The 11,519-nt window shown below is 47.0% G+C and carries 11 protein-coding genes; 3 read left to right on the top strand and 8 right to left on the bottom strand.

The window, feature by feature from the left end; all coding sequences use genetic code 11:
* The first annotated feature begins 297 nt into the window (after positions 1 to 297).
* Positions 298 to 996, top strand: a complete 699-nt coding sequence (locus B9L19_RS16845; RefSeq protein ID WP_004888808.1) for a response regulator transcription factor — start codon at positions 298 to 300, stop codon at positions 994 to 996.
* On the top strand, positions 983 to 2,401 hold the full coding sequence (locus tag B9L19_RS16840) for a HAMP domain-containing sensor histidine kinase (RefSeq protein WP_011229815.1): 1,419 nt from the start codon (positions 983 to 985) through the stop codon (positions 2,399 to 2,401). Before B9L19_RS16845 ends, B9L19_RS16840 begins: the two co-directional genes overlap by 14 nt.
* A gap of 93 nt (positions 2,402 to 2,494) precedes the next feature.
* On the opposite strand, the gene B9L19_RS16835 is transcribed toward B9L19_RS16840, so the two are convergent.
* The 8 genes from B9L19_RS16835 to B9L19_RS16800 all read right to left on the bottom strand — a co-directional run bounded on the left by B9L19_RS16835 (position 2,495) and on the right by B9L19_RS16800 (position 9,883).
* Entirely contained in the window at positions 2,495 to 2,929 is a 435-nt protein-coding gene (locus B9L19_RS16835) for a NisI/SpaI family lantibiotic immunity lipoprotein (RefSeq protein WP_025039376.1), read from the bottom strand.
* Between the two features lie 54 nt (positions 2,930 to 2,983).
* Positions 2,984 to 3,772, bottom strand: coding sequence for a lantibiotic immunity ABC transporter MutG family permease subunit (locus B9L19_RS16830; RefSeq protein ID WP_004888811.1), 789 nt, complete (start codon positions 3,770 to 3,772; stop codon positions 2,984 to 2,986).
* Position 3,773: 1 nt separating this feature from the next.
* On the bottom strand, positions 3,774 to 4,520 hold the full coding sequence (locus tag B9L19_RS16825; RefSeq protein WP_008881432.1) for a lantibiotic immunity ABC transporter MutE/EpiE family permease subunit: 747 nt from the start codon (positions 4,518 to 4,520) through the stop codon (positions 3,774 to 3,776).
* 18 nt (positions 4,521 to 4,538) lie between these two features.
* Entirely contained in the window at positions 4,539 to 5,228 is a 690-nt protein-coding gene (locus tag B9L19_RS16820; protein WP_008881431.1) for a lantibiotic protection ABC transporter ATP-binding protein, read from the bottom strand.
* 602 nt (positions 5,229 to 5,830) lie between these two features.
* Positions 5,831 to 6,460, bottom strand: coding sequence for an ABC transporter permease (locus tag B9L19_RS16815; RefSeq protein WP_011229818.1), 630 nt, complete (start codon positions 6,458 to 6,460; stop codon positions 5,831 to 5,833).
* A gap of 254 nt (positions 6,461 to 6,714) precedes the next feature.
* Positions 6,715 to 7,842, bottom strand: a complete 1,128-nt coding sequence (locus B9L19_RS16810; RefSeq protein WP_011229819.1) for a betaine/proline/choline family ABC transporter ATP-binding protein — start codon at positions 7,840 to 7,842, stop codon at positions 6,715 to 6,717.
* Between the two features lie 16 nt (positions 7,843 to 7,858).
* Positions 7,859 to 8,761, bottom strand: coding sequence for a glycine betaine ABC transporter substrate-binding protein (locus tag B9L19_RS16805; RefSeq protein ID WP_014194799.1), 903 nt, complete (start codon positions 8,759 to 8,761; stop codon positions 7,859 to 7,861).
* Between the two features lie 474 nt (positions 8,762 to 9,235).
* Complete coding sequence (locus tag B9L19_RS16800) at positions 9,236 to 9,883, bottom strand: hypothetical protein (RefSeq protein WP_014194801.1); 648 nt, start codon at positions 9,881 to 9,883, stop codon at positions 9,236 to 9,238.
* A gap of 144 nt (positions 9,884 to 10,027) precedes the next feature.
* Here B9L19_RS16800 and B9L19_RS16795 point away from each other — a divergent pair, with 144 nt between their 5' ends.
* Positions 10,028 to 11,518: a TIGR02677 family protein gene (locus B9L19_RS16795; protein ID WP_014194802.1), complete on the top strand. Its 1,491-nt coding sequence runs from the start codon at positions 10,028 to 10,030 to the stop codon at positions 11,516 to 11,518.
* The last annotated feature ends 1 nt before the right edge of the window (position 11,519 follow it).

The raw sequence follows: 11,519 nt of genomic DNA, 5'->3' as shown, positions 1-11,519 counted from the left end.
AGGCAAGCCGCAGAGGGGGCTCCATCATACCTTGGCGTACCGATCGGTCGAACAACTCCCTAAAAAGGGTGTTGTTCGATCAACCGGTCATCGATCAAATATGTTGGAAAAGGTTCATAGACAAGAGGTGTCTTTCACCCGGGCGTCACTCAAGACGTGCGCATTTTTTAGTAAAAAGCAACAAAGAGTAAAGCTTCACATTGCACCTATGAACAACGCAACGGTGTTATGAGATTACCCCATGATATGGGGATGGAATAGGTTAAAATGCGATTCAACTGTATGGGGGATCAAAAGATGAATAACAAGAAAATTTTGGTCGTTGATGATGATGAAGATATTTGCTGCACCATTAAACAATATTTGGAGCTTCATCATTATCAGGTAGAAACGGTCCACAGCGGTGTAGAAGCGTTGAAGATGATAAACGACGATTTTGATTTGATTGTGTTGGATATCATGATGGAAGGAATTGACGGAATGGAGCTGTGTACAATCATTCGTGATCGGGTTGATTACCCTATTGTATTTGTTAGTGCTAAAACGCTGGAGGAAGATAAGGTTCAAGCTCTGGCGATCGGTGGGGATGACTACATCACCAAGCCGTTCAGCTTAAAGGAGTTAAAGGCGAGAATTGATTCTCATTTAAGAAGGGAAGAACGGATTCGTTCAAACGAGAGATATCTTTTGAGTTCTAAAAATATTACGATTGATCTTTTGGCTAATGAAGTCTTTTGTAAAGGAAAGAAATTACCGTTAACAAAAAAAGAATATGAGATTGTGAAGTTGTTGATGCTCAATAAAAAGGTCGTTTTCTCCAAAGAAAGAATCTTTGAACGAGTATGGGGGATTGACTCCGACAGCCAGTTAGACACGGTTACAGAAAGCATCAAAAATATTCGAAAAAAAATCAAGGACGTCGATCCAGAAACCTCTTATATTCAAACATTATATGGGCTCGGCTATAAATGGGATGTGAGCAATGAAAAACGATAAAACAATCAAACGAGATTTTTACTTGTTGGTTGTGAAGGTAGTGTTGGCAACAGTGATCTCTTCGGCCGTTACCTATTTATGCGTAATCTATTTGATTATGACATTAACCACGAACGATGTGGTGAAACCGACCAATTATTTCGTGAAGGATTTGGATTTGATTGAAAAAAAGGTGAAAGAAAACGAAGAGGCGATTTTCAAGGGGAGATTAATTCCCATTCATCGTTACAGTGAAAAGATACAGGGAGAAGTTGTAGACATCAGCGGTAAGCATCTGTATGGTGATCGAGAAATTATAGACGATCAAGTGGATATTAGTCAATCGATCAACCGTGAGATTGTAAAAGGAAGCTATGTGTATCGGTTCATTCCCCTGAAGCATGATAACGCCATTCAGGCGGTATATGTGTTGAAAGCGCCTTTTGGGTTCATCATTAACAATCAAAATCGCTTCGAAGCCGTGTTGATTTATGCTGTGATGTTTATTTCTCCGTTGATCTTTTTTATTGTCTATTTGATTTTCTTTACATCTAGGCTGTACAAATCATTGTTTCATAATGTCAAATTGTTGCTCCAGGCTTCTGATCACATTGCAAGCGGGAATTTTGATTTTCAAGTCTCGGGGTTGAAAAGAAAAGAGTTTATCAAGATCCAGGATTCCTTTAATACCATGATCAGTGCACTGAAAGAAATGGTGGAACGTTTAGCAAAGACCGATGACGAACGAAAAATGATGGTATCATCGATCGCACATGATATCAGAACCCCGTTAACGGTCATCCAAGGACAAATTGATTTGATTCAAGATTTGAGAAAGTTGGACCACTTTGATGTCACTCCCCATTTAGAGATTATTCGCAAAAACTGTGGGAAGATGACCATGTTGACAGATAATTTGTCGTTGCTCTATAAAGTGGAGAATGACCACTTCTCATTGAATGGAAAAGAAGTGGATGTAAGGCAAATCCTTGAGGAGAAAAAACTAGAGATCTCAACAATGGTTTACCATCAAAAATCGATAAACATTTGCTTTGATGTGAATTTGCAAAAATCACGTTACATACTTGATGAAGCGATGTTAATGAGAGTGTTGGACAATATTTTATACAACAGCCTGAGGTTTACAAAAAGCGGAGAAATTAAGTTGGAAGTCTATGATGAAAAAGAGGGGAATGAGTGTAAAATCTATTTTCGCTGTTCAGATACAGGAACGGGGTTTAAAGAAAACGATACGTCTTTGTTGTTCCAGCCTTTTTACCAGGATAAGCAGTATAAAAATCATGTTGGATTAGGACTGTATATTGCTAAAAGAATTGTGAATCATCATGGCGGTGAAATTTGGGCCTACAACAATGAAAAAGGTGGAGCGACGGTTGAATTTTATATTAAGGAGCTATCTGATTAATCATCCAATCTTATGGGCTTTCCGCCGTTATCGAGAGTGGAGAATGCAGCTAGGGAGGAATTTCTCTTTCCCTAGCTGACAGTCTCTAAGCCTTTATTTTCTTTTAGCAATCAAAAATTGGTGGTTCACCGTAACAGCTACTTCTTCATCTGGGTTTACGCCTTTGATGCTGTATACCCAGCCAAAGTTCAAGTGAGTTCGTTTTTCATCCGTTTGATCGGGAATGACTTCGATCTTTCGCAGCTCTTTTTTACTCAAGATTTGATGATGCTCATTGATGGTAATCGTCTCCGCTACTTTCCCGATCGGTTTGTTCAATTGATTCCGATCGACTTTTGCTGCTTGAATCATGTACGTTCGGCCTTGATAGTGAATTTCTTGCAAATTTTCTTTGTTCAACTCGTATTTTGGTAATTTCCGATCGATCTCCATATTTTGTGTGGCTGTCTTTTTTAAGTTACTGACAAGTGAACAACCTGCTATAAAGAGGATTCCAATCAACATGAGGAGTAAGATAGAGTTTTTCATCGTTACTCTGAAACCTCCTTTTTTACCATCCCATTGAGAGGGAGCAGTGAACTTTCATTCATGTGGTTGATTTCCTTCCCAACGATGAAACCAGATCGAACCGATGATGGTGACGATGATGAAGCTTAGAAGGGCATAGGCTATTCCTTCCCATAATGATAGCGAAAAGGAACTTAATAACTGCGCCCCCAAGGTTTGCTTTACTTCGGGCATCATAAGAATCGGAAATTGTGAGAGACGAACAGCCCAAGCCCAAGGAATATAGCTCCATACGTGATCACCTAAGGAAGTTGCGCCAATCAGGGCAGAAATGAGAAATCCGCCGCTTCCTACTGCGATCGAGGCTCCCATTCCAAAGGCAAAGCTGATGAACAGATGCAAAGAAAAAAGGATGAGTGAGCCCACGATGGAGAGCATGGCTCCTTGCAAAAATAACTGATAATGAATGTGCGCCACTTTGAGTACGTATTTCATTCCAAAGAGCATGAGAATCGTCGCTAGCAAGATGTCCGCGCATGCAATAAAGATGAGCAGCGTGAGTTTGCCAACATACCATTGAACTTTGGATACAGGACCGGTCAAGATGTTCATGAAACTTCCTGCTTTTTCTTCTTGATAGGACATCAGCCCAGTCAGTAGGGAGATAATGATCGGTAAGGAAACGGCCATTACTTCAAAAAATCCTTGATAGATTTTCATCTGCCAAAACGTAGAGGTACGGTAGTGCGAAAAATACCATACCATAAAGAGAGAATAAATGATTGGCGTGATGATGACCATCATCCGAATCGCTGTGCGTTTTGTTTTTATCCATTCGGATGACAGAAGGCGAAGAAACGACATGTCAATACACTTCCTTTCGCGCAAACCAAACGGCGGTTAAAAAAGATAACAATAGAAACATGACAAGGGCGATCGCCAGGCCTATTGGAATGACAGAAGGATCCAATAGCGGACTCCCTTTTTCCAAAGGAACACCGTTCGGATGAACCCCGACGATCGGGCACATCATCCTCATTCCCCAGCTCCATGGGATGAACAGCCAATACGGTTGTGCGGCCATGACTACCCCTAAGGCGAGGCCAATGACACTGACAATGATCGAGACTACCATCCCGAACCGCTCGGCCACAAATAATCCGATCGGGATATAGGCTAAAGAGGTCAACCAAATGACCAAGCTGGCGAATACGGCGACCGTAGCTGATGAGAGGCTGTTGGGAAAAAGCCATTTCAATAAAACAAGTAAGATGATCAGCTCTATTGTTGAGAGCAACATGTAATAGGCGATGACGGTGATTTTGCTCCACCATAGACGCACGATGCTAATGTCGTGACAACGCAACACTTTATCGTTTCCTGACTTTTTCTCCCTTACCGTTGACAAGGAAGCGATCAAGGCTGTTCCAATCGGAACAAAAATCAATGGCCACCAATTAAATACGGCATATTCAAAATAATTGTGTGTGGAATTTATAGTTGGCATGGTGATGATGGCGTACAGGACAAAGAAAAGCGGAGCGATGAATACAAGTTTTTTCGCAAACGTCCGCTTATATTTTAAACGTTCTGACTCGAACATATTGAGCATGATTTCCATCCTCCTTCATTACTCGTTCACTACATCGACAAAGAGTTTTTCGAGATCTTGGCTTTCGTCTATTTTCCCTTCGTACCTGAGTTTTCCGTTTTGGATAATGCCAATATAATCGGCTAATTGCTTAACTTCGGACAAAATATGGCTCGATAGAATGACGGTGATCCCGTTTTCGGTAAACGATTGAATGAGTTTTCGCAAGTCCTGTATGCCTAATGGGTCCAAGCCGTTTGTTGGTTCGTCGAGAATGAGCAGCTTTGGATGGTTTAAAAGCGCTTTGGCAATTCCTAATCGCTGTTTCATTCCGAGGGAAAATTGAGATGCTTTCTTTTTCCCTGTATTTTCTAAGCCGACGATGTTCAAAACTTCTTGGATCCGCGACTCAGGCAAATGAAGCAATTTAGCGTGAACAAGCAAGTTTTCATGAGCCGTTAGATTGCCGTAAAGAGCAGGGGATTCGATCAGCACACCGATATCTTTTAAGTCTTTTCTGCTCCAAGGATGGCCGTTGATCATGATTTCCCCTTTCGTAGGACGCAAAAGCCCTGTCAGCATTTTTAAAAGGGTTGACTTTCCGGCTCCATTTGGTCCGAGCAATCCATAAACCGTCTGTTTCTTGACTTTAATGGATACATCATCTACGACGAGTTGTTTCCCAAACGCTTTGCTTACATGATGGGTCTCTAACATATACTCTCCCATGTTCATTCTCCTCCTATATATAGAAAATTGGGTGGTGATGTTGCTTTTAGCTGGCATTAGCGAAAGGAGCGATGGCGATATCCGTGCTGTGTTTCATATTAATGGCTCAATGTAATGTTTTTATAAGAAAATGAGCACATGGATGATGTTTTTTACAGATTGGGCTTCGTACCTTGGTTTATCGTTTGCTGTTGCCGTGATCAGCGTTCTTCATTGATCAGTGAATGAAAATGATTGGAAATATCGATGGATTTGAGCGGTTAAGCTGATGTCACATGTGGTGAGGAAACAGAATGGTCAAGGGGGATGTTGTAGTTCGTACATAGGGAGTGGGAGGCGGTTGACTAATGAACAAAACATATCATTTGTGGGGTGGGAATCACCCAACCCACAATGATTTTCAAATCTTATTTATGGCAGCAAAAACTGGACTGAACTTCCTCCGTTTTGTATCCTTACTCAAATAATCATTGACAAGCATTCATTTTGATTAATACGAACGTCAGGGGTTATATCTATATAAATATTCTCGCCCGCTCCGGGGCGAGTAAGCAGGGGAGAGTGGTGTTCAAATTCTTGTTGGGGTGGCGCCAAAGGGCTGATTACAGCCCCTTGGGCGTCACTTTCTTTTCCACTTTGCGCAGCAGCCAGTCAAACACAATCGCCAACATGGCGGCTGGGATGGCGCCGGCTAAAATTAAGTTTTTGTCGGCGATGCGCAGACCGCGGTCGATCAAGTCGCCAAGCCCGCCGGCGCCGATAAACGTCGCTAAGGCGGCGACGCCGATCGTCAGCACCGTCGCGGTGCGCACGCCGGCCATAATGACGGGAAGCGAGAGGGGAAGCTCGACCATCCATAAAATTTGCCGCGATGTCATCCCCATCCCTCGTCCGGCGTCAACGAGCGTCGGGTCAACGCCGAGAATGCCCGTGTACGTGTTACGCAAAATCGGCAATAGGGCATAAAGCGTCAAGGCGATAATCGCCGGCAGTTTGCCGATGCCGAAAATCGGCAGCATAAACCCAAGCAACGCCAAGCTCGGAATCGTTTGGATGATGGCGGCAATGCCGATAATCGGCTCGGCGAGTTTGCGATACCGCGTCAACACCACACCGAGCGGCACGGCTATGACGATCGCAATGCTCATAGCGATGGCGGATAAGAGCACATGTTCTTGAAAGGCGATCCAAATATCATTCTTTCGTTCGATAAACGTCTGCAATAATTCCATCGTATCCCTCCTTGGCGGAAAAGCGGCAGCGGGTGGCTGCCGCTTGGTCATGGGCTGAGACCGAAAACTTGAAAAGGTTTTGGTTCACTAGCGGAACGAATCCCATCGGCAAGCCCGCTTGGAGCGGCCTTGTCTTTTCAAAATGAGACGTGTGATTCAGGCGGGGCGACGGCCGCGGCAACGTTTCTGGCTAGATGACAAGAAACGGGGCGGCATCGTTTTTTCAAGCCCCCATTCGCCCGTCTTCGTTGGCATTAGGCATGTTGCTGGAACGTCCACTCCGCGAGTGCGCGCATCATGCTCGAGCGCGTGATCCCGCCGACGAGCCGGTCGCCGTCCAACACCGGAATGATGCGCACATCCGGGTCTTGGAACAGGGCGGCGACGTTGGTGACGTCCGCTTCTTTCGACAACGTCGTCACATCGTAGTCGGCGATGTCGGCGACTAATAAATGTTCTTCTTGGTAGCGCTGTTCGATTTGTTTTAAGGTGACGATGCCGAGAAAGACCTGCTTTTTATCGACGACGACCAAACTGTCGACCTTTTTCGCTTTCATCAATCGGAACGCTTCGGCCAAGCCGCGCCGCGGCGAGATCGTCGCGACGTCAGCCGACATTAAATCCTCCGCCGTCGGCACGGCCGTATGGCGGATCCGCAACCGGTCTTCACCAATAAACTCGCGGACAAAGGAGTTCGCCGGCCGCCGAAGCATTTGGTCCGGCGTCGCAAACTGGACGATTTCCCCGTCTTTCATGAGCGCAATCCGATCGGCGATTTTAATGGCTTCATCCATATCATGGGTGACAAAGACGATCGTTTTGTGAATCTCCTCTTGCAAGCGGACGATGTCATCTTGCAGCTGTTCGCGGCTGATCGGGTCAAGAGCGCTGAACGGCTCATCCATCAAAATGATATCCGGTTCTGCGGCCAACGCGCGAACGACGCCGACGCGCTGCTGTTGCCCGCCGCTGAGCTCCGACGGATAGCGATGCTTGAACGTCGCTGGATCCAATCCGACGAGCTCAAGCAATTCGTCAACCCGTTTTTCATAGGCGTGTTTTTCCCACTTTTTTAGTTTCGGCACAAGTGCGATGTTTTCTGCGATCGTCATATGCGGAAACAGCCCGATTTGCTGGATGACGTAGCCGATGTTGCGCCGCAGCTCAACCGGGTCAAGCTGGGAAATGTCTTGCCCATCGATGTACACTTTGCCTGATGTCGGCTCGATCAAGCGGTTGATCATCCGCATTGTCGTCGTTTTCCCGCAGCCGCTCGGCCCGATGAGGGCGACAAGCTCGCCTTTGCGAATTTCAAGATTGATATTTTTTAAGGCGACAAAGCCGTCCTCATACTGTTTCGTGACGTTTTCAAATCGAATCATCCAAATTCCTCGCTTTCTAGTCGATCAGTCCTTCCGCTTTTAAGAAGTCAATCGCCACTTCACGCGGCCGTTTTCCTTCCAAGTTCACTTCGCCGTTTAGTTCCATCATTTTTTCATCGGTCAAAATGTTGGCCAACTTGTTCAGTTTTTCTTCGAGATCCGGGTTGGCATCCAACACTTCCTGGCGGATGATCGGCACGGCGTGGTACGGCGGGAAGTACTGTTTGTCATCTTTCAATACGACCAAATCATATTTTTTTATCCGGGCATCGGTCGTGTAGGCGGTGATGACGTCAATCTCTCCATTTTTCGCTGCTTCGTATTGCAAGTCTGGGTCGATCGTCACTTTTTTCTTGAACTGAAACCCGTACGTATCAACAAGCCCGTCATAGCCGTCGCTTCGCTCAAAAAACTCGGCGTCTGACCCAAAGGTGAGGGAAGACGAATGTTTCGCCAAATCGGAGTACGTTTTTACCCCGAGCTTTTCCGCCAAGTCTCTGCGCATGGCCAAGGCGTAGGTGTTGTTAAACCCGAGTGGTTTGAGCCAAGCGATGTTGTATTTTTCCTTATATAATTTCTTTGTTTCGTTGTAAATTTGTTCGGGCGTCTTTTTAGGATCGTACGGCTGTTTTAAAATGTTTAAATACCCTGTCCCCGTGTACTCGACATACATGTCGACATCGCCATTTTCAATGGCCTGCTGGAGCATAAACGCGCCGCCTAGACTGTCCTTCACTTCCACGTCCAAATCGGTGTTGGCCTTCACATACTCCGCCAGTAAATGCGTCAAAATAACTTGCTCGGTAAACTTCTTCCCACTGATAACAATTTTTCCTTTCGCATCACTCGTTCCGCTGCAGGCCGCTAGTCCAAATACAAGCCCGACAGCGAGCAAAGTCATCATCCATTTTCGCAACACAATTCCTCCTTCTTTTTCAGCTGATATCATACAAATGAACGGGGATAAAAAAAGCAGCAAAAGGACGCGGAGGGAGGTGAAAAAGCGTCACAAACAAAGGATACCGTAATTTGGGTGCGGCTGGCAAATTTGGTATCGGCCGATATGTTTGCTTCTCGCTTGCTCTCGCGGCGATGAGCGTTCTCTCCTCCTTGATCCTGAAAAATGCTCGGGAATGCTTGCGAATCCTCCTAGATGCTCCGAATTCGAGATGTTTGCATAAGCCTCGTGTTCATCCATCGATGCGCCAGCCAGGCATGACCCGCGCCGTTCATCGAGAGTGCGGGGTGATGCTACCACTTGCCGCGAGAAGGCCGGCGCCTTGGCAAATGGTCAAGGTGAAGGCTAATCGATAAACACTCGAACAAAAAAGGCAGCTCACGGCTGCCTAGTGAAAAGGGAATAGGTGTTGAACATTTCTCTGTGGGGAACGTGTTACGCATAAACAAGGCGATGAAGGGCGCTTTCCGTTTTGAAGACGCGGGCGTTTAAAACAGAGAGTCCCGCTTCATGTTCGGCGAGGGCAGGCAGCACTTTGTCTTCAAGGATGGATGTGATACGGGTGAGGTCGCCTTTCATATGATGAAGGTCGTGCGCCATCGCCTCGTATTTGGCGGTCAGCACTTCTTGCCCATGGCGGAGCGCTTCAACGATCGCCTTCGTTTCGTTCGTGCGCTCATCAAGCAGGTCGATTCGCCGTGCAAGCGTGTTCGTCTGTTCGTTCAGTTGGGCGACTTGGTGTTCGACGGTGCCCATGCGTTCGTTCAGTTGGGCGACTTGGTGTTCGACGGTGCCCATGCGTTCGCTCAGTTGGGCGACTTGGTGTTCGAGGTTGCTTGTCCGCTCGTTCAGCTGAGTGAATTGTTGCTCAAGGGCGCTCGTCCGCTCATTGAGCTGGGCCATTTGCGCTTCGAGAGCGCCCGTTCGTTCATTAAGGTTGGCCGCCAGCACTTCAAGGGCACCCGTTCTTTCATTGAGATTGGCCACTTGTCCCTCCAAGGCGCCAACCCGCTGCTCGAGCGACTCGACCGCCGTGCGCGTCGCTTTCACTTCATGCAAAATTTCCCGCAGCAACGCTTCCATTCGTTTCACCTCCTTTTCCCCTCTATTTTACAAAAAACGCGCGCCGATGGCGAGAAAAAATAGGAAAACGGTTTTTGCTAGAAAAAGAGCGGAGAAAATCGTTACAATAAACATAGGAAAAAACCGAAGCAAAGGTGGACGGAGATGGACGCCACGTGGTTGAAGCCCATTGTCGAAACAAAATATTTATCGACGGAAAACGCGCACCGCTACCGGGCGATTTTGCGCTATTTCTACATTCAGCACGAGCGGATGCGGCAATATTTGTTTCCGGAAGAAGTGTACGCCTTTTTAAAGCAGCACGAGGAGTTTGCCGATTACACTGAGGAAGAGCTGCAGCAAGACCTCGACCAGCTCGTCAAATGGAACAACTTGATCGCCCGTCAAGAGACTTCTCACGTGCGGACGATTGAAGAGTTTAAGAAAAAGCGGTTCCGCTATCAATGCAGCCCGTACACGGTCGAAATCGAACGGATGATCCGCACGCTCGAGCAGCTTGGGGATTCATTTGGGGGGTCGCTCGAGAGAACGCGGTTTGACCGTTTGTATGCCTCTCTTTCTCGCATGGAAACGATCATCGCCTCTGATTTTCAAGAGCAGCCGGATGAAATGCATCAAGTATGGGAAGAGACGTTCGATTATTTCAAAAAAATCATCCAAAATTCCGCCGACTATATCGCTTATTTGCACGGTGAAAATTTGGAAGAGCGGATGACATCGGAGTCGTTTCTCGTTTATAAAGAGCAGTTTACTGCTTATTTGCGCGATTTTATCGTCGCCTTGCAAAAAACGTCGATGCAGATTGAGCAATTGCTTGAAGACTTGCCGGAAGACGGGGTTCGGCAGTTCATCGAGCATGTCGTCGACTATGAGAGGTCCATCCCTCGCTTTGCCGATGCGCTGCCGCCGCGCGCTGTCCAGATTGAAGAAAAATGGGAGACGTGGCGCAGCCTGTGCGAATGGTTTTTAGGCCGCGATGGGCGCGAGAGCGAGCTTTCGTTTTTGCAATACCAGACGAATGAGGCGATTCGCCGCCTGACGCGCGTCGTGCAACGGCTTGGCGAGCGGCATCACCATTTTCGCAGCCGCAAAGGCGACTACTTGCATTTGGCCCGTTGGTTTTCCCGCCTTGAATCGATTGAAGAGGCGCACTGCCTGTCAGCGGTCGTGTTCGGTTGCTTCCATACGAAACATCTCGTCGCCGATTTCGGGGCGACAGACAACATATACCGCGACGTATGGGACGAGCCGCCAGCCGAGTGGGTGACGAAACCGCGCGTCCGCCATTATGGGGAAAAGAAAAAGCCGCAGGCGATTGAAGACAAAGAACGGGAGAAAGAAGAAGCGCGTCTTCGCTATTTGGAAGAAAAAGCGCGCGAGGAAGCCGAGCTGAAGCAATTTGTGACCGACGGGAAAATCGTGCTTGCCGACCTTCCTGAGGTGACCCCATACGTACGGAAAACGCTGCTCGGCTGGATCGCCAAAGCGATGGGGCGCGAGGGGCAAGCAATGAAGACGGAAAACGGGTGGGTTGTCAACGTGGTGAACAAAGAGGGGACGATTTGCCTTCGCGCAGAAGATGGAGAACTCGTAATGCCGAACTACGAAATTCATGTGCTTTCGCGAGGTGAGTGAG

Source organism: Geobacillus thermocatenulatus (genome assembly GCF_002217655.1).
GTDB lineage: Bacteria > Bacillota > Bacilli > Bacillales > Anoxybacillaceae > Geobacillus > Geobacillus thermocatenulatus.
Note: the sequence above shows the minus strand (reverse complement) of the source record. Positions and strands in the feature narration are given on the sequence as shown.

Coding starts and splice junctions, on each gene's coding strand:
- B9L19_RS16845 (WP_004888808.1), top strand. CDS start 298: ATGAATAACAAGAAAATTTTGGTCGTTGATGATGATGAAGATATTTGC.
- B9L19_RS16840 (WP_011229815.1), top strand. CDS start 983: ATGAAAAACGATAAAACAATCAAACGAGATTTTTACTTGTTGGTTGTG.
- B9L19_RS16835 (WP_025039376.1), bottom strand. CDS start 2,929: ATGAAAAACTCTATCTTACTCCTCATGTTGATTGGAATCCTCTTTATA.
- B9L19_RS16830 (WP_004888811.1), bottom strand. CDS start 3,772: ATGTCGTTTCTTCGCCTTCTGTCATCCGAATGGATAAAAACAAAACGC.
- B9L19_RS16825 (WP_008881432.1), bottom strand. CDS start 4,520: ATGCTCAATATGTTCGAGTCAGAACGTTTAAAATATAAGCGGACGTTT.
- B9L19_RS16820 (WP_008881431.1), bottom strand. CDS start 5,228: ATGGGAGAGTATATGTTAGAGACCCATCATGTAAGCAAAGCGTTTGGG.
- B9L19_RS16815 (WP_011229818.1), bottom strand. CDS start 6,460: ATGGAATTATTGCAGACGTTTATCGAACGAAAGAATGATATTTGGATC.
- B9L19_RS16810 (WP_011229819.1), bottom strand. CDS start 7,842: ATGATTCGATTTGAAAACGTCACGAAACAGTATGAGGACGGCTTTGTC.
- B9L19_RS16800 (WP_014194801.1), bottom strand. CDS start 9,883: ATGGAAGCGTTGCTGCGGGAAATTTTGCATGAAGTGAAAGCGACGCGC.
- B9L19_RS16795 (WP_014194802.1), top strand. CDS start 10,028: ATGGACGCCACGTGGTTGAAGCCCATTGTCGAAACAAAATATTTATCG.